Source organism: Streptosporangium oxazolinicum, from assembly GCF_039537505.1.
Taxonomy (GTDB): Bacteria; Actinomycetota; Actinomycetes; order Streptosporangiales; family Streptosporangiaceae; genus Streptosporangium; species Streptosporangium oxazolinicum.
In genome coordinates this window covers 722971-743771 of record NZ_BAABAQ010000001.1, presented here as the reverse complement: position 1 = coordinate 743771, position 20801 = coordinate 722971, and the positions used below count along the sequence as shown (strand labels likewise).

The window sequence follows — 20801 nt, the reverse complement described above, 5'->3', positions numbered from 1 at the left end:
ACACGTAGTACGAAACGCCGATGCCGTGGTGATCGCCGCGCTTCGAAAACCGTTGCCCGTCCGTGAGGAGTCGGCCTTTCTCAGACAGCCCTCAGTTCGGCGACCGACTGGAGGAGGCCGTTCCTTTCGAGACTGGCCAGCACGTCCTCGACCGCGCCGGGAGGATTCTTCCAGGAGTCGGCGATCTGCTGAACGCAGGCCCAGACGACCTTTTCATTCAGATATATCTGATCAAGAACGAAGTCGTCCGCGCTCTTGGCCTCGATGTCCCACCCGGACAAGGAGCCCGTCGGGAAGTCCTTCAGATTGTTGGTGACGATCACTTGAGCCCGTGCCCGGATCGCTGCGGCGAGAACATGGCGATCATCGAGGTCGGGGAGTTTGATTCCCTCGATCAGCGGCTCGTGGCCGGTGATCAGACAGTCCCGCACAGCTCTGATCATCAAAGCACGAGTACGATCAAGCTTTTCCGCAGCGATGTCCGGCCGGTTCTCTCTGATCGCCTCAAACATCTCATCCAAGATCTGCTGAGTCCACTTCGCCTGTACCAGGCCCGCCTGTGCGATCCGGATCAAAAGATCACGAAGCGTACTCGGGTACAGAACACACGCGTCGTAGAGAACCGTGAAGGCCATCTCAGTCGAGTCCCAGCTCACGCGTCGCGGCCGACAACTCGTCCGCCGCCTCTCGGCGTCGCTGATCATCCTTTCGGCGATAGTCCAACAGTGATTCCACCCGCACCCTTCGATGGGTGCCGACCAGACGGTATTCGATCTCGCCCGCTTCGAGCAGACCTATGAGGTAAGGCCGTGACACGTTGAGAAGGTCGGCGGCTTCCTGGGTCGTCAGCTCCGCGTGGGCCGGCACCACAGACACTCCACGGCCCGCCGCCATGTGAGCGAGTATCGCCGCGAGCAGTTCCACAGCCGCGCGCGGCATCACCAGCTCCTCGCGCGTCTCCTCCACCACGACGGGGATTCGCGCGGGACTATCCGGATGACGTCGAAGGTAGCCGCGAACTCGGCGAAGCGCGTCACGGGCCGCGAGGGCGTCCGACGAGTTCGGCTGGATCGGGGCAACGGTCATCTTCCCCACCTCCTCAAACGCAGTATCCGACACAAACGCAATAAACGCAACGGATGTCCGTGGTCGGATGATCGCTTTAGGTGCTCTTGAGGTGAAAGGTGAGAGGCATCGATTCGCACCGGAGGCATGTCGACGTGGGCTGCCGCTCCTGGCGGGATCCTGCTTCCCGCCGGCCCGGCCGCGCCTCCTGAGTTGTCTCCGAAGAGGTCAGATCATCACGTGCGCTTCCGGGTGGCCGGCGAAGGAGAACTGGGCGTTGCGGGTGAGCTTGATGTCGTCGGCCTGCCAGGTGTGCATGGTCTTGTCGCCGCTGCGCCAGTAGACGAAGTTGAAGCGGTCGGCGGAGTAGATCTTGACGCGGTCTTCCTTGAGGCGGCGGACCAGGCGGGTGTCCTCGCCTCGGGTGACGTCCTCGAAGCCGTAGTGGCGGAACATGTCGGCCTTGCCGAGGAAGGTGCCGCCCTGGACGAGGAAGGCGTAGCGGTGCTCCAGGCCGGGCAGGCGCAGCATGGTGGTGTTGCCGCCCTCGAAGTAGGCGTAGTGGGCGCCCTTGCCGACCAGTTCGGCGTCGGAGTAGTCGAAGGCGCGGGCCAGGTCCGACAGGTAGTGCTCGCCGTACAGGTTGTCGTCGTCCATCTTGGCGATCAGTTCGCCCTCGGCGGCGGCGATGCCCATGTTGAGGCAGGCGCCCAGCGACAGCGACTCGTCGGCGGGCAGGACCACCACGTCGGTGATCCCGGCCATCCTGGCCTTGTCGGCGACGACGACGGGGTCGATGTCGAGGCCGTGCAGGACCATGACGAGCTGGACGGGCCGGTGGATCTGCCGGGCCACCGAGGAGATCGCGTGCTCGATCTGGGCGGCGCGGTTGGTGGGCAGGACCACGGAGATCGACCGGGTCCGCCGCTGCACCGGCCTGCCGAGAATTCCCAGGATCTGGTCCACGCGGTGCGAGAACAGGTGCTTGTCGAAGACCTCGCGCATGGCCAGGTGCCCCTGCCGGGCGCGCAGCTCGGGGCTGTTGATCAGGTGCAGGACCTGGTTGTACGACTCCAGCTCGTCACGGGCGATCGGGATCAGCGACCCGAAGGTCTCCTCGATGGCCCGCGACCAGCCGGAGACCACCGACGTCGAGCAGGCAGACAGCTCGAAGACGCGGCGGGCGCACATGGTCGGCGAGTCGAGCACCGAGTTCACGTTGAGGAAGACCTTGTACATCTTGTACGCGGCCAGCATCCGGTCGTACGGGAGCTCGCCCACGATGTGCGGGACGTACTCCTTCGGCCAGGCGTACTTGGGGTCCACGGTGCCGTTGCGGGCGAAGATGTGCAGCCCGAGCTCGCGGATCGGGGCGATGACGGTTTCCATCTGCTCGCGGCGCTCGGGGTGCTTGTCCCGGAAGTACATGCCCGCGAAGACCACGTCGTTCACGCGGCCCTGCCTGTCCTGGATGGGGTTGTGCACCCGGGGCTGCGCGGCGAACTGCAGGACGTCGACCCGGTCGTGGCCCAGCACCTCGCGGTAGCGGGGGACCATGTCGCCGTCGCAGGTGAAGACGTAGTCGAACAGCTTGGCCGTGTCGATGAAGAAGTCGAAGTTCGGCGGGTCCTCCTTGTTCCAGAAGACCGTGGGGATCCCCTCGGCGCGGCACCAGTCGATCAGGGCGAGCAGCTCCGGCTTGGGAGCGTTCGTGCCGGTCATCTGGTAGCGCCAGCGGCCCTGGTTGCCGTGCCAGGCCGACTCCACGAACAGCATCTCGGGACGGCGCTCGGCGAAGATCTGCGGCCAGTCGCGGAGCCCGAACTCGATCTGGTCCCACTCGTACTTGAACGCCATCCGGGAGAAGTCGTCCAGGATGACCGCGACCTTCATGTCGGGGCGGACGATCGGACCGGCGGGCCACTTGACCTGCGGGACGTCGACCACGGGCCCCCGCTGGTCGAGCTCCTCGACCACCTCGGCCACCGGACGGGGCGGCTTGGGCCCCTTGCGGGCCTGCATCGCCGAGCGCAGCCTGCCCGGCAGCGCGGTGACCCCCGGCCCCTTGGCCGCCGTCAGTGCCTCGGCCACCCGGTAGGGGCGCTGCACCTTGGTGGACTCCAGCTTCCACTGCGCGTAGTCGGCCCGCGCCTCGGCGATGGCGAGCCGCCGTTCCAGGTCGTGGACGCGTTCCTCCAGGCGCTCGACGACCTTGCGCTCCTCGGGCAGCCAGTTGATCGGCCCGAGACGCTGGAACTTCGGCTCTTCTGGGGTCTCATCGCTCATGGGGACATCGCCTTTGTCAGGGGTCGTGCCAGCGTACGACCATAGCCGTACCGAAATAGTCGTTTTAAAGGGATTTGGGCGATACGGATTGGCCGGCCGGTGAGAGGTTGCCGCCGCGCAGCCAGCTCTCGATCACCCGGGCGATCCGGGGACCGGCCTTGCCGTCCCAGAGCGGGGGCAGCTCGCCCGACGGCGTCGCCGCGCCCTCCGCCAGCGCCCGGTCGGCGGCGGCGGGCAGCTGCGCGGGGGTGACGAGCCGGTTGGTGCCGTGCGTGATGGTGATCGGCCGCTCGGTGTTGGGCCGCACCGTGAGGCAGGGGACGCCCAGCATGGTCGTCTCCTCCTGCACGCCGCCGGAGTCGGTGACGACCAGCGTCGCGCCCCGCACCAGCGACAGGAAGTCCACGTAACCCAGCGGGTCGACGATGAGAAGGTTCTCCCCGTTCACCAGCCCCGCCTCCGCCAGGCGGGTCCGGCCGCGCGGGTGCAGCGGCACCACGACCGGGAGGCGCCCGCTCACCGACAGCACGGCCTCGACCAGCTCCTTGGCGGAGGCCGGGTCGTCGACGTTGCCGGGACGGTGCAGGGTGGCCACCGCGTACCGCCCGGGAAGGCCGAGCCGGGAGCGGACCGGAGCCGGGTCGAGGCGGTCGAGCGCGGAGAACAGGCTGTCGATCATCGGGTTGCCGACGAGGTGCACCCGGGCCGGGTCGACGCCCTCGGCGGCCAGGTGGGAGAGCGCGTCCGGCGAGGTGGCGAAGAGGATGTCGGACAGGCCGTCGGTGACGATCCGGTTGACCTCCTCGGGCATCTCCCGGTCGAAGGAGCGCAGGCCCGCCTCCACGTGCGCGGTCGGCACGTTGAGCTTGGCGCAGACGAGGATCGCGGCGAGCGTCGAGTTCACGTCGCCGTAGACGACGACCAGGGTGGGACGGTGTTCGAGCACCACGTCCTCCAGGCCGACCAGCAGGGCAGCCGTCTGGCGGGCGTGCGAGCCGGAACCGACGCCGAGGTTGGCGATCGGCTCGGGGAGACCGAGGTCGGCGAAGAACACGTCCGACATGAGCGCGTCGTAGTGCTGACCGGTGTGGACGATGCCCTGCCGCACCCCGAGCTCGGTGAGGGCGCGCACCACCGGGGCGGCCTTCACGAAGTTGGGACGCGCGCCGAGCACGTGCAGGACGAGGGGATTATCGGGGCCCTGAGCAGCGCCCGGACGGGCAAAGTCCCTCATTGACCTCGCCTTTCATGCGGCAGTGGGGCAAACGTTGCCTATGGTACGGTCACGGCGTGGTATCCGATGCCAACAGGCCAGACTCCCCCTCGGTTCCAGCGAAAGTTCCGGCGAAGCCCCCGGGCCCCGAGGGTTCCGAGAGGAAACCCCTCACGCCGGAAACATCCTCGGAGCCGGAATCCCCTTCCTCCGGGGAGACGATTCCGGTCGTGGAGGCACCCGCGGTGGACACGCCCACCGAGCCGCCACCCCCACCGAGCGCGGAGACGCCTCCCCTCGCGGACGTGACCCCGGACCCCGTCGCGAACCACGACACGGACCCCACCCCGGACGGCACCCCAGACAGCGCCACGGAACCGGACGCGAACGCGGCCCCGGTCTCCGACATGCCCGTCGTCACGGCGAGGCCCTCGGACGAGGACGAGGAGAAGGTCCCCGCGTCTCTCCCCGCGTCCTCGGTCGCCCCAAGCTCCCCGGACTCGACCTCCCCGGGCTCGCCCGCCTCCCTGGTGTCGGCGAAGTCGGCCAGGGCGGGACTGCGCGGGCTCATCAAGGGGTTCGTCCAGCACCCGGTGATCGTCTCCCGGGTCGTGGCGACCAAGGTGAAGTCCGACCCGGTACGCGTGGCGCAGGCGGCGGCCGAGACGCTCCCGCCGAGTGTCCGCCCCGTCGTGGGCCGGTTCGCCTGGCCCGTCGCGCGCCGCGCCAAGATCGTCGTACGCAAACTCGGCATGCGCCTGGTGAAGGGCCCGTGGAGCGAGGCGAAGGAGCACTTCGACTCCGGCCGGATGAGCGAGGCCGCCGCGGTGCTGCAGGCCCACACGCGCTACCCCTTCATCAAGCGCCGGCACGCCTACTACGCCGGAGAGCTGGCCGCGATCCAGCCGAACCCGATCCCGCCCAAGGCGAAGGTGATCGTGGGTGAGCGGTTCCAGGGCCGGGTGCTGCACTGCGTGACCAACGCGCTGCCGTACACGCAGGCCGGGTACACCGTCCGCACGCACCGCATCGTCACCTCGCAGAAGGCCGCCGGGCTCGATCCGCACGTCGTGACCAGCTGGGGCTGGCCGATGATGCAGGGGCACGCCGACGCGACGCCGTACGAGGAGATCGACGGGATCCCCTACCACCGGCTGATCCCGAGCGGCGAGGTGCCCTTCGAGAGCCAGGGGCGGATGATCCGCGGCGCCGGAGAGGTGACCGAGCTGGTCAGGACGCTGCGCCCGCAGGTGCTGCACGCCGCGACCGACCACCGCAACGGGTCGGTGGCGCTGGCGGTGCGCGAGCGTACCGGCACGCCGGTGGTCTACGAGGTGCGGGGCTTCCTGGAGGAGACCTGGGCCTCCCGCGACCCCAAGCGCATCGGCAGCCAGCGGCACGTGCTCCAGCGCGACCGCGAGGCGTTCATCATGCGCTCCGCCGACGCCGTGGTCACCCTCGCGGAGACCATGGCCACCGAGATCGTCGAACGCGGGGTGCCGAGGGAGAAGATCTATCTCGCGCCGAACGCGGTGGACGACGCGCTGCTCAGCGCCGAGTACGACGGTGCGGCGTTCCGCGCCGCGTACGGTATCGAGCCCGGCGAGATCGTGATGGGCTCGGTGTCGAGCATCGTGGCCTACGAGGGCTTCGCCACCATGATCAACGCGGCCGCGCTCCTGCGGGACGAGGGCGCGCCGGTCAGGGTGCTGCTCGTCGGCGACGGCGTGGAGCGGGCGGCGCTGCTCGAACAGGTCGAGGAGCTCGGGCTGGGCGACATCGCGATCCTGCCGGGACGGGTCGGCCCCGACGAGGCCCTGCAGGCGCAGGCGGCCATCGACATCTTCGTCTGCCCCCGCGAGGACCTGCGCGTCTGCCGACTTGTTACGCCATTGAAACCCGTCGAGGCGATGGCTCTCGGCAAGCCGGTCGTGCTGAGCGACCTGCCGGCCCTCTCCGAGCTCGTGGGCTCCGACGGGGCCGGGCTTCTGGTGCCCGCGGGGGACCCGGAGGCGCTGGCCAAGGCGATCGCGGGGTTGCGTGACGATCCGGTGCGCAGGGCCGCGATGGGGGAGGCCGGACGGGCGGAGGTGGCGGCGAAGCGTACGTGGAGCCGCGTCGCGGAGACGTACCGTGATATTTACCGATCGATTGCTGGTTGATGGTCTCGTGTTGGTAACGGGGATCCCAGCCGTTTGTGATGCGTTCAATCGCATTAGGCGTAGCTCGTTCGGACTTGAGATAGCCTTTGCGACCATGAAGTGTTGTTTCCGGCGTTCCAAGGTCATCCAGTGACTGCCTACGACCTGGCCATCATCGGTCTGGGCTACGTCGGCATGCCCCTGGCCAAGGAGGCCACGGCGGCCGGTCTGCGGGTCGTCGGTTTCGAGGTCGACCCGGTGAAGGTCGAGTCCCTCAACGCGGGCACCTCCTACATCGACGACCTGACCGACGCCGACCTTGAGCACATGCTGGCGGGGGGCTTCACCGCCACGCTGGACGAATCCGTCCTGGCCGACAGCCGGACCGTCGTCATCTGCGTGCCGACCCCGCTGGACGAGGACCACCGCCCCGACCTGTCGGCGGTCGAGGGTGCCACCGGCACCGTCGCCCGCAACCTGCGCGCCGGCACGCTGGTGGTCCTGGAGTCCACCACCTGGCCCGGCACCACCGACGAGGTCGCCCGGCCCATCCTGGAGAAGGGCTCGGGCCTCACCGCGGGCACCGACTTCCACCTCGCCTTCTCGCCCGAGCGCATCGACCCGGGCAACCCCAAGTACGGCCTGCGCAACACCCCGAAGGTCGTCGGCGGTTACACCCCGGCCTGCAAGGACCGCGCGGTCGGGTTCTACTCCCAGTTCATCGAGCAGGTCGTGCCGGTGAGCGGCACCCGCGAGGCCGAGATGGCCAAGCTCCTGGAGAACACCTACCGCCACGTCAACATCGCCCTCGTCAACGAGATGGCGATCTTCTGCGACGAGCTCGGTGTCGACCTCTGGGAGTCGATCGAGGCCGCGGCCACCAAGCCGTTCGGGTTCCAGAAGTTCCTGCCCGGACCCGGCGTCGGCGGGCACTGCATCCCCGTCGACCCGTCCTACCTCTCCTACACGGTGCGCAAGCTGGGCTACCCGTTCCGCTTCGTCGAGCTGGCCCAGGAGATCAACGAGCGGATGCCGTCGTACGTGGTGGCCCGCGTGCAGCGCCTGCTCAACCGGCAGCGGAAGCCCGTCAACGGCTCCAGGGTGCTGCTGCTCGGTGTCACGTACAAGCCCGACATCGCCGACGAGCGCGAGACCCCGGCCCTGCCGGTCGCGCGGGCGCTGCTGGATCTGGGCGCGGAGCTCGTCTTCGCCGACCCGTACGTCAAGGAGTGGCGGGTCGACGACGTCGACGTGCCGCGTGAGGAAGACCTCGCCAAGGGAGTGGCCGAAGCCGACGTGACGCTGCTGCTGCAGCAGCACGCCGCCTTCGACCTGTCGATTGTCGAGGACCAAGGCAAGCTCGTGCTCGACACCCGAGGCGTGCTCGCCGAGGGTGAACGCGTCGAGCGGCTCTAGCGACGGAGGGCTGCGCGCAGTGCACGTGCTCGTCATGACGGTGGTGCATCACCCCGAGGACGCCCGGATCCTGCACCGGCAGATCCGCGCGCTCGTGGACGCCGGTCATGAGGTCACGTACGCGGCCCCGTACACGGCGCGGGGCGTGATGGCCCGCTCCTGGGTGAACGGCGTCGACCTCCCCCGCGCCGCGGAGCGCAAGCGGTTCGCCGCGGTGCGCGCCGCGCGCAAGGTGTTCAAGCGCATGCGGAGTCAGGTCGACCTCGTGGTCATCCACGACCCGGAGCTGCTGCTCGCGGTGGTGGGGGTGCGCAAGCGGCCCCCGGTCGTCTGGGACGTCCACGAGGACACCCCGGCGACGCTGTCGCTGAAGCCCTGGCTGCCCGCCTTCCTGCGCCCGCCGGTGCGGTTCCTGGCCCGCCTGCTCGAAGGCACGGCCGAGCGGCACCTGCATCTGCTGCTGGCCGAGACCGCGTACGCCGGAAGGTTCCGCCAGGCCCACCTGGTGGTGCCCAACGAGACCTGGGTGCCCGACGAGGTGACCCCGCCGGGCGACGACCGCGTCGTCTACCTCGGCTGGCTGTCGGGGGCGCGCGGGGTGCGCGAGGCCATCGAGGTGGCCCGGCTGCTCCAGCCGTACCGGGTGGCGGTCGAGCTGATCGGCTACGCCGACCCGCAGTCGCGGCCGACGCTGAACGAGGCGGTGGCCGAGGGCGTGCTGGAGTGGCGCGACTTCATGCCGAACGACGAGGCGCTCAAGCGGCTCGACGGCGCGCTGGCCGGGCTCTCCCTGCTGCACGACGAGCCCAACTACCGGCACTCCATGCCCACGAAGATCGTGGAGTACATGGCGCACGGCATCCCGGTGATCACCACTCCCTCGCCCCGGGCGGTGGAGCTGGTCGAACGCTACGACAGCGGCATGGTCGTGCCCTGGCGGGATCCCAAGGCCGTGGCCCAGGCCGTGCTCTTCCTGCGAGACGACGCCAGGGAGCGGTATGCCCGGGGCGCCCGAGGGTATGCGGCGGCCCGTGCGAACCACCACTGGCCCAACTCGGCCCGCCGTTTCGTCGCCCAGCTGGAGGCGTGGGCGGGCGTCAAGAGCTGATCTCCGGTACGGAGGGGCTCGCGGTGTCCGCCAGGCTCCTTATGTCTGCCTGATCACAAGAACGGTAGTGTCCTGAACGTGCGCTGGCTCATCGCTTTCCTGGGCGTGGTGATCCTCGCGAGTGTGGCGGCGTTCGTGATGACCACGTCCGCCGGGAACGACTCCCCGACGGCGGGAGGCTCGTCGCTCGCGACATCGCCCTCCACCTCGTCCGGAACCCCCTCGGTGCCGGTGCCGGAGGTGGCCGAGTTCACCGACCCGTGTGGAACGTTCGACACCACGATGCGCTGGCCGTACGCGATCACCGGCTACTGGCTCGTCCCGACCACCGACCACTGCACCTGGCGGCGGCAGTTCGGCGCCATCCACGAGGTGGGCGGCGACACGGTGATCCGGATCGGCTGGGGCCTTCAGGCCCGCAGCCTCGACGACGACGGCCGGATCCTCGACGGCGAGGGGAACGTCGACGCCCGCTACGAGCCGTGCGAGGAGGACGGGGTCCCGTGCGCGCTCGCGGCGGAGAACGACCTCAAGGCCGCCAACCCCGGCAACCGGGTGAGCTGGACGTTCGTCTACCGGACCGACGAGGCGTTCGGCCCCGGCCTGTTCCGCTGCCCCGAGTTCGAGCGGAAGATCGTCACGGAGAAGACCGTCTTCTACCGGATCGTCGCCACCGACAACGGCACCGACGACCCGAGCTGCTCGAACATCCGGACCAAGGGGCGCGGCTACCACGTGATCCTGGTCGCGGCCGCGCACGAGGACAGCCTCACCGAGCTGCTCGATCTCGGCGACCGGTTCGGGGTGAAGGTCTACCCCGCGCTGCCGCTCGCCCCCCGCGACCCGGCGCAGAAGACCCGGGCCGCCAAGCAGGGCACGGACACGCTCACCACGCTCACTCGGCGGATCATGCAGGACTACGGGGCGCGCTTCCAGGACCGCACCTCGCTCGGCGGCTTCTACCAGCCGTTCGAGCTGCAGATGCGCGAGATGGAGTATCTCGGCGACTCCGACGACGACCACCCGACGCTCAGGGTCTACGCCTCGCAGCACGAGATCGTCGAGCAGGAGATGCCCGGCAGGCCCGTCCTCGTCAGCCCCTACCTCGACGCCCGCAAGCAGCGGCCGTTCAGCGCCACCCCCAAGCAGGTCGCCAAGGGCTTCGAGGCTCTCGCCAGGACCGGCGTCGGGATCATCGCCCCGCAGGACAGCCGGGGTACGGGCAAGGTCGGGCTGTTCTGGGCCGACCAGCGCGAGGACGAGATCGACGAGCGGCTGCGCCCGGTCGTCGAGGAGGAGACCAACGGCGACGCGTACCACGGCTCGACCCGCGACTACTACCGCGAGATGTCCCTCGCCAGGACCAGGATGGTCGAGCAGGGCTTCAACGTGCAGCTCTGGGCGAACGTCGAGGCCTTCGAGCCGTCCGGCGAGGAGCGGTGCGCCGCGGGCTCCGACCGGGGGCGCACCGACAAGGAGCGGCTCGACACGGCTGTGGCGCAGGTCGGGCGCTACGTCTCCAAGGTCGTCTCCTACATGTGGAGCGACTTCTACACCTGCGGCTCCCCGTCCCTCGCCGAGGAGATCGCCCGCGACTACAACCGGCCCATCGCGGCCGACGCGATCCGCATGCAGCGCGACATCCAGGACGGCATGGAGATCCGCGGCTACAACATCCCGATGGGCTCCAAGGTGACGATCACCTGGGAGGGTCAGGAGGAGCCCCGCGTCGTCGACGTGGCCGGGGTGAACCTCACCGAACCGCCACCGGACCTGCCGGTGCGGATGGGGACGGCGTGGATCCCGTTCGACTGGACCAAGGTGCCGGAGGACACCTGGATCCAGGTCTCGGTCGCGGCGGCCGACGGACGCGCCGCCACCGAGACGCTGCACGTCCGCGTGCGGGTCTGACCGGTGTAACGTGCCTGCCATGGTGCCGCGCATTCCCGTCAGCGTGGACCTTGTCGTCCTCACGGTGCGCCGCCAGGCGCTGAGCGCGCTCGTCTGGCGGCGCGACAATCCGCCGTACGAGGGACGCTGGGCCCTGTCAGGCGGTTTCATCCAGCTCGACGAGGACCTGCCCGCGGCCGCGGCCCGGGTCCTCGCCGAACGGGCCGGCCTGCCGGGCGCCCCCGTGCACCTGGAGCAGCTCCGGACCTACGGCTACCCCGACCGCGACCCGCGCCAGCGCGTGCTGAGCGTGGCCTACCTCGGTCTCGCCCCGCACCTGCCGACCTCCACCGAGGTGCACATGAGCTGGCAGCCGGTCTCCTCGCTGCTGGGCGAGATGGCCTTCGACCACCGGCGCATCATGGTCGACGGGATCGAGCGGGCCCGCGCCAAGCTGGAGTACACCCCGCTGGGCGCGGCCTTCTGCCCGCCGGAGTTCACCGTCGCCGAGCTGCGCCGGGTCTACGAGATCGTCTGGGGGCGCGCCCTCGACCCGCGAAACTTCCACCGCAAGGTCACCAAGGCCGAGGGTTTCCTGGTGCCCACCGGCGGGACCACCACCCGCGACGGCGGCCGCCCCGCCAAGCTCTACCGCCGAGGCCCCGCCGTGGCGCTGCACCCCCCGATGCTCCGCTCCCTCAAGGAGTAGCCGGGGACGGGCCGTCGTGGGATTCCCTCCCGATCAGAGGTCGTCGATCTCCGTCAGGTCGACGTCGACGTCGAACGGAACGCTGATCTTCAGCCGGTCGTGGTGGATCCCCATGAGCGCGTAGGTCATGGTGGCCGGGTCCAGCTCGTAGACGTAGACGACCGGGCGGCCGTCCTTCTCCTCGATCCGCCAGAAGTGCTCGATGCCCGCCTGGGCGTACAGGACCGGCTTGCGTTCCCGGTCGCGGGTCTCCGACTCGGCGGAGACGACCTCGACAGCGAGCAGCACGTCCGCCGCCTCGTAGAAGGTCCGCGTCAGGTCGGAGGGCGCGTGCGCGTGAAGGAGCACCAGGTCCGGCTCCGGTCGTTGACGTCGCCCCAGCTTCACCGTCATCTCCCGCTCCACCCGGAGATGGGCCGGTGCCGCCTGATCAAGCTCTTTGTGCAGGAGGAACAACACGAGAGCGTGAAAACGGGTCTGGGGGCTTACGAAGACGAGAGTGCCATCGATGAGTTCCGTGTGAGGAGGGATCCCTCGAAGCCGGTCGAGGTCCTCGGCCGAGAAGCCCTCTTTGGGAGGGAACACCCAACTGGGCAACGGCTCCAGCTCGGGTGACCCCGTCTCGCCTGCCCCGGCGCTCGGCGTCTCGGCCAGCGGTGCGATGCTCATGTCGTCCTCCCGGTCGGGCACGCCTCTCACCTCCAGTGTTACAGGATGCCCTACCCGCTCGCTGCTCATAAAGTAAGACCATGCCTCGTTTCCGCGCGATCCTGGACACGATGCCCGCCTACCGGGCGGGCAAGGCCGTGGTGTCCGCCGACGGCCGGTCCTACAAGCTCTCCTCGAACGAATCCCCCTACGAGCCGCTGCCCTCGGTCGTCGAGGCGGTCGCCAGGGCCGCGGCCCAGATGCACCGCTATCCCGATCCGGCGGCCACGGAGCTGACCGAGGCGATCGCCGGGAGATACGGCGTCCCGGCCGAGCACATCGCGCTCGGCGCGGGCTCGGTGACGGTGGCCCAGCAGCTCTTCGAGACCGTGAGCGAGCCGGGCGCCGAAGTGATCTACGCGTGGCGGTCCTTCGAGGCGTACCCGCTCCTGGCCGACCTGGCCGGGGCGACCTCGGTGCGGGTCCCGCTCCTGGGCGAGACGCACCACCTGGAGGCCATGGCCGACGCGATCACCCCGCACACCCGGATGATCTTCGTCTGCAACCCGAACAACCCCACCGGCACGGTCGTCCACGCCGCCGAGCTCGCGGCCTTCCTCGACCGGGTGCCGGAGAACGTGCTCGTCGTGCTCGACGAGGCCTACCGCGAGTACGTCAGGGACGCCGGGGTCACCGACGGGCTCACCGTCTACGGCGACCGGCCGAACGTGGCCGTGCTGCGCACCTTCTCCAAGGCGTACGGCCTGGCCGGGCTCCGGGTGGGCTACATGATCGCCAACGAGCCGGTGGCGACCGCCGTCCGCAAGACGATCGTGCCGTTCGCGGTCAACCACCTCGCCCAGGCCGCCGCGATCGCCTCGCTCGCCGCCGAGGACGAGCTGATGGAGCGGGTCGACGCCGTGGTCAAGGAGCGCGAGCGGGTCCGCGAGGCGCTGATCCGCCAGGGCTGGGAGGTGCCGGTGAGCGAGGCGAACTTCGTCTGGCTGCGGCTGGGCGAGCGCACGCTCGAATTCGCCGCGTCGTGCGCGACCGAGGGCGTCGCGGTGCGGCCCTTCGCCGGGGAGGGCGCCCGGGTCTCCGTCGGCGACCCCGAGGCCAACGACACCTTCCTGGCCGCCGCTGCGGCCTTCGGGAGCGCCTGACCCGGCCGTCCCGCCGCGCCCCGCGATCTCTCTCGGCGGGCTTCGCGGCGGGAGCCCGGGACGCCGTCCGCCGGGCTCGCACCGACGCCGGGTGCCCGTGGCCTACGCGGGCGCGGGTTCCGGCTCCGGTACGGGCTCCGGCTTCCGGCGCCGTTCCGTGGAGACCACCAGGGCCACACCGACGACGATCACCACACCGGCCGCGACCATCGAACCGGTGACCGGCTCGCTCAGCACGAGGGCGCCCAGCACGACGGCCACGACCGGGTTGACGTAGGCGTAGGTGGACACCAGCGAGATCGGGGCGTTGCCGAGCAGCCACGCGTACGCGGTGAAGCCGACCAGCGACCCGATCAGGATCAGGTAGACCAGCGCGGTCCACGACCGCGTGGAGACGGTGGCGACGTCGAGGCGCTCGCCCATCACGGCGGCGGTCACGGCGAGCCCGGCGCCGCCCGCCGCCATCTCCACGGCGCTCGCGGAGAAGGGGTTCGCGGGCATCGGGATGCGGGACGCCAGGAACGATCCGGCCGCCCACGACAGCGACGCCAGCAGGATGGTCACGACTCCGGAGCCGTCGGCCACCTCGCTTCCGCCGCTCAGCGACAGCACCGCCACGCCGCCGAACCCGATGAGCACCCCCACGAGTGTCAGCGCCCGTGGCCGGTCCCTGAACAGGATCCTGAAGACGACCAGCCACAGCGGTGTGGAGGCCACCAGCAGTGCCGCCAGGCCGCTGGAGATGTGCTGTTCGGCCACGGCGACCATGCCGTTGCCGCCGTTCAGCAGCAGCAGGCCGACCAGGGCCGCCCCGCCCGCCTCCTTCCAGGTCATCCGGAAGGCGCTCCGTCCCTTCAGCAGGTACACCGCGACGCCCAGGACGAGCGCGGCCGTGACGAAGCGGACAGCCCCGCTGAGCAGCGGCGGGATCGTCTCGATCGTAATCATGATCGCCAGGTACGTGGAACCCCACACCACGTACACGATCGCCAGCGCCCCCCAGACGAGGAGCGCCTTGCGGCTGTCAGTACTGTCTTGGCGCATAGCTCATGACAATAGCGGTTGAAACCGACATTTCGCTCGCGGGTTTCGGACCCTGAGACGTGGCGCGGCGAAGCATGGATCGGGAGGGTGCCCCATGACATCGCGTTGGCACCGCTTCCGGCGGATCGCGCCGCGGGGATCGCGGCCCGGGGGCCTCGCCGCATCGGGGCGGGGGACCGTAATGACCGGGCCGGAATGAACAGGATGCTGTGAACAGGCCAAAACAAGCAGGCCGGAATGAACAAACCGCAGTGAACACGCCCGGACGAACGGGCCGTGGTGAACAGGCAGCGGTGAACACGCCACGACGGGCGCGCCGGGCGCCGTCAGGTCACGCCACGCCGGGATCGGCGTGCCGTGACCTGGGAGGTTCCGCCGCCCGGGTGCGGCGGAAGCCTCCAGGTCGGCCGAGGCGTCGAGAGGGCTCAGCGGGCGCCGAGCTTCTCCACGATCAGCCGGTACAGCTGCCGGGGACGCCCAGGCTGCGGCGTCCGGTTCGGCGGGAGCGGCCACGCGAGTCCCTCGTCTACCAGCGTGCGCAGCAACCGCCGTGCCGTACGCGGGGTGACGCCGAGCATCTTGCCCGCGCCCTCCGCGTCCACCACCGTGTCCCCACCCTCCAGTTTGGCCGCCAGCCGGGCCAGGACCTCCACACCCTTCGGCTTCAGCGGTCCGGCGCCCTGAGGGGGCATCCTGGGGGCCGGGATGAGCGCCCTGCCCTCGCGGTCGACCGCGAAGCCCTGGGCCTGCTTGCCCGCCTGGGTGCGCGCCAGCGCGGCCCTGGCGTGCGACTCGGCGTCGTGGGTGGTACGGCCCATGCCGACGCCCACCTCGACCGCCAGGCCCAGCTCGTCGCGGACCCGCGCGGCGAACGGCAGGACCCGGAAGCCCTCGGTGGCCGCGGCCACCGAGCCGCGGGTCGCGGTGACCATGTAGCTGTGGTCGTCGACCGTGGTGACCGACGCGTTGATCCGGTTGGCCTCCTGCACCAGCAACCGGTGCAGGGACAGCCGGAGCTCGTCGCGCCAGTAACGTGGCGCGGCCCGGCGAACCGGCTCGCGCAGCGTGGGCACCTCCACCAGGACCACGGTGAGCTGCGACTCCTCCAGCCGGTGGTGCGCGCCCAGCAGGGCCGCCGTGTGCAGCGCCGTGCGCACCGCGGCGGAGGTGGGGCGGATCCTGACCACGGGCACCCCTGCCGTCTGAAGGCGGTCGGCGACCGCGGGCAGACAGGTGAGCGCCCCGCTCGTGCTGCCCTGGCGGGCGAGGCGTTCGTGGAAGGCCGCGATCGTCCCGGTGGCGCCCGGTTCGTCGCGGCTCTGCACATCCCCCGAGGGAAGGCTCAGATCGTTGTACGCCTCCTCGACCTCCGCCCTGCCCAGGACGTCGATGCTGACCCTGCGCGGGTCTATCCGTTCGTCCAGCGCGGCCCTCGCCAGCGCGGCGATCAGCGCGGCGCCGCCGAGCTGGACATACGTCGCGGGCATCGTCAGCACCCCCGATCGCCGGGCCAGATCGTAGGGGACCGGGCTGGCGAACAGGCACGCGTCCACCCCGGCTCCCAGGCGGGTGACCTTGTCGGCGGCCTCCTGCTCGTCGCGGTATGCCGCCGCCACCAGGCGGCAGGGTAACGGGGCGGCCGCATGCCCCATCAACATCACCCGTTCGACGAGGTCATGGGGGCCCACCACACCGATAGTGAGGTCCGGTGTCATGGCACCCGGGCGTGACACTCGTGGCGCTTCTTCGGCCCGCTCGACCAATGTTCGTCCCATCATGCCGTCCGTTTGTTTTCGGCTCTCTTTTGGAACGATCGCTTGCGAGGGCCGTAATGTCACGCCCGATTTGCGGCCAATTCCGGAAGCCACTTCCGGGTTAAAGCCATGACTGGCATCGTTTACACAGGTCAGAGCGGTTTTTGAGCGTCTCAAACCCGCTGATTATGAAGCTGAAATCTCTCGCCGCACGTCGGCCCCCAGCGCCTGCATACGCTCGGCCAGATAAGAGTGCCCGCGGTCGATGAGATATCCCGATCCGATCACGGTCTCCCCCTCGGCGGCCAGACCCGCGAGCACGAGCGCGATTCCCGAGCGCAGATCGTGGGCGGTCACCTCTGTCCCGGTGAGCGGAGTAGCGCCGCGAACGACAGCGCTGTTCTCTTTCACTTCAATATCGGCGCCCATCTTGTTCAGTTCTGAGGCCAGAGCGAAACGCCCGTCGAAGATGCGTTCATGAATGTAACTGGCACCGTCGGCGAGGCACGCGACCGTCATGATCGGCGACTGCAGGTCCGTGGCGAAGCCGGGGTAGGTGTCGGTGATCACGTTGATCGGGCGCAGCGGGCGGTCCCTGCGCACGTGGAGCACCGCGCCGTGGTCGGCGAACTCCACCCCCATCTGCTCCAGCTTGTAGCGGACCACGCCGAGGTGGTCCAGGTCGGCGCCGACCAGGTTGACCTCGCCGCCGGTGACGGCGGCGGCCATGGCGAACACGCCCGCGTCGAGGCGGTCCGGCATCACGGTGTGCTCGACGGCCTGGAGCTCCTCCACGCCCTCCACGGTGATGAACCCCGTGCCGCCGCCGCTGATCTTCGCGCCCATCCGGGTCAGCATCTCGATCACGTCGAGGACCTCGGGCTCCAGCGCCGCGTTCTCGATCACGGTGGTGCCGCGCCCGAGGGCGGCGGCCATGATCAGGTTCTCGGTGCCGGTGTGCGAGGGGGTGTCCAGGTACAGGGTGGCGCCGGTGAGACCCGCCGACTTGACGTGGATGACCGAGTCGCCCTCGTCCACGATCGCGCCCAGGCGCTTGTAGCCCAGGTAGTGGAAGTCGAGGTTGCGGCTGCCCAGGTTGCAGCCGCCCACGCCCTCGATGATCGCCTCACCGAGGCGGTGCAGCAGGGCGGGCACGAACAGCACCGAACCGCGGAAGCGGCGGGCGATCTCGGCGGGCAGGACCGGGCTGCTGAGCGTCGAGGCGTCGATCACCAGCGTGCGCTCCGCCTCGTGGAGCTCGACCGTGGCGCCGACCGTCTGGGCCAGCTCGACCGCGCGGCGGACGTCCTCGATGATCGGGACGTTGCGCAGGACCGTACGGCCTCTGGCCGCCAGCAGTGCGGCGCCGATCATGGGCAGCACGGCGTTCTTGGCACCCTGGATGAAGGCGGTTCCACGAAGTGGGTTGCCACCGCGCACGCGGTAACGGACCATGCGTCATGCTCCTTGAAGTGATTCGGGTGATTCGTGTGGCGCGGGGCGGCAGCCGAGGTTTATCGGGCCAACAGTAGTCGTTAGATGCCCCTGAACCGGCCACTTCAGGGGGGAACTACCCCTCGGATGGCCGGTAATCGTCGGCCTTCGCGGCGGCGGGCGACGACAGCCCGCCCGGCCCGTGTTCCCCGGTGTCTCCGCGCCCCCTCGGCCAGGTGTCCCGGCACCGCTCACGGCCGGGTCGTACGGAAGATGATCTCATGGCCGGCCGTGGGACACGGAGGCGGCGTCACGGACGCTACCTGTGCTTCGCGCCGCCCGCGGTGGTGAGGGGGGAGGCGGCCGACAGGAGGGTGTCGGCCCGCTGGTCGACGAAGCGGGTGACGACCTGCTGGCCGTACCCGAACGCCATCGCCCAGACCAGGATCGCGGGCTGCGAGCCGAGGCCCGCGAAGCCGGGCACGAAGCCCGAGTTCAGGATGAGCAGCCCGAGCACCGAGGTGGCCACCCCCGCGGGCGCCTTGAGGAGGTTCTGGACGACCGCGAGCGAGTAGCGGGTGGACAGCTCCGAGCGGGTCGACAGCGAGGCCGCGGTGGCCAGCGCCGCGCCCAGCATGCCGATCAGGGCGACGAGCGGGACGTCGCCGTGGCCGGGCTGCAGGCCGCCCGTCGGGCAGATCTGGGCGGGCATCAGCCCCTGGGTGCGGATCACCGACTGGTTGCCGCACATCGGGATGGCGTTCGGCCAGATCGCGCCGATGACCACCACGCCCAGCACGATCAGGCTCAGCATGACCACCCCGCCGAGCAGCAGGTTGCGGAAGCTGCGGACCCGCCCGGTCTCCATCGCCTGCGCGGTGTACGCCGCCCGCAGCACCGACTGCATCAGCGGCCGGTCGTCCTCCGCCAGGTCCCCCGCGGCCAGCCTGGCCTGGAGGTGGACCAGCCGGGGGTCGTCGCCGGGCAGGTAGGCCCGGCCGATCGCCGCCACCTCCGGAGCCCGCCCGCACAATTCCGCCGTCGGCAGCACGCCGTACAGCATCACGGTCGCGCTGTTGATGTTGGACCAGGCGCCCTCGATGGCCTGGCCGGTCAGCCAGCGCCGCACGCCGTGCCTGCTGCGCGCGTACGTCTCCGCGCGGGCCAGGTGCGTGCCGATGCCCTCGCCCACCGAGACCAGCTGGCCCGCCTCGTCGCGCATCGTGAGGGCCCGTTCGGCGTCGGCCCTGATCTCCTCGCTCCGGGTGGCCACGTACACCCGCCAGGTGCCGGGCCAGCGCAGCACGCCGGTGTCGCCGATCCGCTCTGGGGGGATCGCGGGGTCAAGCGACATCGTTCCTCCGGGGGGAGCGGCCTGGGACGGGCACATGACTGCCCCAGGCTTATCGCGACATGCCGATCAAGCGCTACGCCTCCCGGAAAGCCGGGGTCAGGCGCCTCGGCCCGCGATGTCGGTGCGGTGGTGCGAGCCGCGCATCCGGATGCGCTCCACGGCCTCGTAGGCCGCCGCTCGCGCCGAGGGGACGTCGGGCCCCGTGCCGACCACGCTGAGCACCCGGCCCCCGTTGGAGACGATCCGGTCGCCGTCGAGGGCGGTGCCCGAGTGCAGCACGTAGGCGTCCTCGACCGGGTCGGACAGCCCCTCGATCACGTCGCCCCTCACCGGCTCGGCCGGGTAGTTCTCCGCGGCGATCACCACGGTCACCGCGGCGCCGTCGCGGTAGGTGAGCGGCCCGAACCGGTCGAGCGTCCCGTTCGCGCAGGCGAGCAGCAGGGCCGCGAGGGGCGTCTCCAGCCGGTCCAGCACGACCTGGGTCTCCGGGTCGCCGAACCTCGCGTTGAACTCGATCACCTTCGGGCCCTTGGACGTGAGGGCGAGCCCCACGTACAGCACCCCCGTGTACGGTGTGCCGCGCCTGGCCAGCTCGGTCACGGTCGGCATGACGGTCTCGGCCATCACCTGGTCGGCGAGGTCGTCCGGCGCCCACGGCAGCGGTGTGTAGGCGCCCATCCCGCCGGTGTTGGGGCCCTGGTCGTCGTCGTAGGCGCGCTTGTGGTCCTGGGCGGGCTGGAGCGGCACGGCGGTGGAACCGTCGCAGAGCGCGAACAGCGACACCTCGGGGCCGTCGAGGAACTCCTCGATGACGACCCGCCCGCAGGCGGCGGCGTGCCGGAGCGCCTCGTCGCGGTCGCCGGTGACCACCACGCCCTTGCCGGCGGCGAGGCCGTCGTCCTTGACCACGTACGGCGTGCCGAACTCGTCGAGCGCGGCGGCGGCCTCCTCGGGCGTGACGCAGGTGCGCGACCGCCCGGTGGGAACGCCCGCCGCGACCATGACGTCCTTGGCGAAGGCCTTGGAGCCCTCGATCAGCGCCGCCTGCCGCGAGGGCCCGAAGCACGGGATCCCCGCCTCCCTGACGGCGTCGGCGACCCCGGCGACCAGGGGCGCCTCCGGGCCGATCACGACCAGGTCGGCCCCGAGTCTCCCGGCCAGCTCGGTGACCGAGGCCGGGTCGGTGGGCGCCACCGGGTGCAGGGTCGCGACCCGCGCGACACCCGCGTTTCCGGGAGCACAGTGAACCTCGGTGACCTGGGGGTCCGCCGCCAGCGACCGGCACAGGGCATGCTCACGCCCGCCGGATCCAATCACAAGAACGCGCACTCGTCAGAGCCTATCGTCCCCCCGGCGTCCCCCTCGGGCCCGCGCCCGCCACCCCCGGGTCTCGCGGCTCAGACGGCTTCCCGGGCTCGCGTCCGCCATGCTTTACCCGGTCCCGGTCCCGGGCCGGAATCCCGATTCCCGCGAGGTTGTCCACAGGCTGTGGACAACCTCGAAGGCCTGCCGGCGGGGAAGGTGCTGTAAAGGCCGTGTGAATTTTGTCTGGTTGTGCATGATCAACAGTTGAACC

At 70.1% G+C, this 20801-nt stretch carries 16 protein-coding genes; 6 read left to right on the top strand and 10 right to left on the bottom strand.

Annotation, left to right across the window (positions count from 1 at the left end):
* Positions 1-80: 80 nt before the first annotated feature.
* From ABD817_RS03475 to wecB, 4 genes are all read right to left on the bottom strand, one after another.
* A complete protein-coding gene (locus ABD817_RS03475) occupies positions 81-656 on the bottom strand; it encodes a PIN domain-containing protein (RefSeq protein ID WP_344914851.1) in 576 nt (191 codons plus the stop codon).
* A complete protein-coding gene (locus ABD817_RS03470) occupies positions 637-1086 on the bottom strand; it encodes a helix-turn-helix domain-containing protein (RefSeq protein WP_344914849.1) in 450 nt (149 codons plus the stop codon). Before ABD817_RS03470 ends, ABD817_RS03475 begins: the two co-directional genes overlap by 20 nt.
* A gap of 207 nt (positions 1087-1293) precedes the next feature.
* A complete protein-coding gene (locus ABD817_RS03465; RefSeq protein WP_344914847.1) occupies positions 1294-3351 on the bottom strand; it encodes a glycosyltransferase family protein in 2058 nt (685 codons plus the stop codon).
* A gap of 64 nt (positions 3352-3415) precedes the next feature.
* A complete protein-coding gene (gene wecB, locus ABD817_RS03460; protein ID WP_344914845.1) occupies positions 3416-4585 on the bottom strand; it encodes a non-hydrolyzing UDP-N-acetylglucosamine 2-epimerase in 1170 nt (389 codons plus the stop codon).
* A gap of 209 nt (positions 4586-4794) precedes the next feature.
* Between wecB and ABD817_RS03455 the strand changes: the two genes are divergently transcribed.
* The 5 genes from ABD817_RS03455 (at position 4795) to ABD817_RS03435 (ending at position 11828) form a co-directional block, all read left to right on the top strand.
* Positions 4795-6726: a glycosyltransferase family 4 protein gene (locus tag ABD817_RS03455; RefSeq protein WP_344914843.1), complete on the top strand. Its 1932-nt coding sequence runs from the start codon at positions 4795-4797 to the stop codon at positions 6724-6726.
* Positions 6727-6855: 129 nt separating this feature from the next.
* Positions 6856-8121 (top strand): nucleotide sugar dehydrogenase, encoded by a 1266-nt coding sequence (locus ABD817_RS03450; protein ID WP_344914841.1) that lies wholly within the window; start codon positions 6856-6858, stop codon positions 8119-8121.
* A gap of 19 nt (positions 8122-8140) precedes the next feature.
* Complete coding sequence (locus ABD817_RS03445; protein WP_344914839.1) at positions 8141-9229, top strand: glycosyltransferase; 1089 nt, start codon at positions 8141-8143, stop codon at positions 9227-9229.
* Positions 9230-9307: 78 nt separating this feature from the next.
* Positions 9308-11140, top strand: a complete 1833-nt coding sequence (locus ABD817_RS03440; RefSeq protein ID WP_344914837.1) for a DUF4434 domain-containing protein — start codon at positions 9308-9310, stop codon at positions 11138-11140.
* Positions 11141-11159: 19 nt separating this feature from the next.
* Entirely contained in the window at positions 11160-11828 is a 669-nt protein-coding gene (locus ABD817_RS03435) for an NUDIX hydrolase (protein ID WP_344914835.1), read from the top strand.
* 33 nt (positions 11829-11861) lie between these two features.
* On the opposite strand, the gene ABD817_RS03430 is transcribed toward ABD817_RS03435, so the two are convergent.
* Positions 11862-12497 (bottom strand): Uma2 family endonuclease, encoded by a 636-nt coding sequence (locus tag ABD817_RS03430; RefSeq protein ID WP_344914833.1) that lies wholly within the window; start codon positions 12495-12497, stop codon positions 11862-11864.
* Between the two features lie 80 nt (positions 12498-12577).
* Between ABD817_RS03430 and hisC the strand changes: the two genes are divergently transcribed.
* The gene (gene hisC / locus ABD817_RS03425) at positions 12578-13639 is read left to right on the top strand and encodes a histidinol-phosphate transaminase (protein WP_344914831.1); all 1062 of its coding nucleotides are present in this window, start codon (positions 12578-12580) and stop codon (positions 13637-13639) included.
* A gap of 102 nt (positions 13640-13741) precedes the next feature.
* On the opposite strand, the gene ABD817_RS03420 is transcribed toward hisC, so the two are convergent.
* From ABD817_RS03420 to purD, 5 genes are all read right to left on the bottom strand, one after another.
* Positions 13742-14683, bottom strand: a complete 942-nt coding sequence (locus tag ABD817_RS03420) for an EamA family transporter (RefSeq protein ID WP_344914829.1) — start codon at positions 14681-14683, stop codon at positions 13742-13744.
* Between the two features lie 425 nt (positions 14684-15108).
* Positions 15109-16398, bottom strand: coding sequence for a GTP cyclohydrolase IIa (locus ABD817_RS03415; RefSeq protein ID WP_344914827.1), 1290 nt, complete (start codon positions 16396-16398; stop codon positions 15109-15111).
* Between the two features lie 225 nt (positions 16399-16623).
* Positions 16624-17892, bottom strand: coding sequence for a UDP-N-acetylglucosamine 1-carboxyvinyltransferase (gene murA / locus ABD817_RS03410; protein WP_344914825.1), 1269 nt, complete (start codon positions 17890-17892; stop codon positions 16624-16626).
* 298 nt (positions 17893-18190) lie between these two features.
* The gene (locus ABD817_RS03405) at positions 18191-19225 is read right to left on the bottom strand and encodes a hypothetical protein (RefSeq protein WP_344914823.1); all 1035 of its coding nucleotides are present in this window, start codon (positions 19223-19225) and stop codon (positions 18191-18193) included.
* Between the two features lie 96 nt (positions 19226-19321).
* Positions 19322-20554, bottom strand: a complete 1233-nt coding sequence (gene purD / locus ABD817_RS03400) for a phosphoribosylamine--glycine ligase (RefSeq protein ID WP_344914821.1) — start codon at positions 20552-20554, stop codon at positions 19322-19324.
* Between the last annotated feature and the right edge of the window lie 247 nt (positions 20555-20801).

Bases quoted from the DNA above. Each gene is read 5' to 3' on its own strand.
- ABD817_RS03470 (WP_344914849.1), bottom strand. From the start codon at position 1,086: ATGACCGTTGCCCCGATCCAGCCGAACTCGTCGGACGCCCTCGCGGCC.
- ABD817_RS03465 (WP_344914847.1), bottom strand. From the start codon at position 3,351: ATGAGCGATGAGACCCCAGAAGAGCCGAAGTTCCAGCGTCTCGGGCCG.
- wecB (WP_344914845.1), bottom strand. From the start codon at position 4,585: ATGAGGGACTTTGCCCGTCCGGGCGCTGCTCAGGGCCCCGATAATCCC.
- ABD817_RS03435 (WP_344914835.1), top strand. From the start codon at position 11,160: ATGGTGCCGCGCATTCCCGTCAGCGTGGACCTTGTCGTCCTCACGGTG.
- ABD817_RS03430 (WP_344914833.1), bottom strand. From the start codon at position 12,497: ATGAGCATCGCACCGCTGGCCGAGACGCCGAGCGCCGGGGCAGGCGAG.
- hisC (WP_344914831.1), top strand. From the start codon at position 12,578: ATGCCTCGTTTCCGCGCGATCCTGGACACGATGCCCGCCTACCGGGCG.
- ABD817_RS03420 (WP_344914829.1), bottom strand. From the start codon at position 14,683: ATGCGCCAAGACAGTACTGACAGCCGCAAGGCGCTCCTCGTCTGGGGG.
- ABD817_RS03415 (WP_344914827.1), bottom strand. From the start codon at position 16,398: ATGACACCGGACCTCACTATCGGTGTGGTGGGCCCCCATGACCTCGTC.
- murA (WP_344914825.1), bottom strand. From the start codon at position 17,892: ATGGTCCGTTACCGCGTGCGCGGTGGCAACCCACTTCGTGGAACCGCC.
- ABD817_RS03405 (WP_344914823.1), bottom strand. From the start codon at position 19,225: ATGTCGCTTGACCCCGCGATCCCCCCAGAGCGGATCGGCGACACCGGC.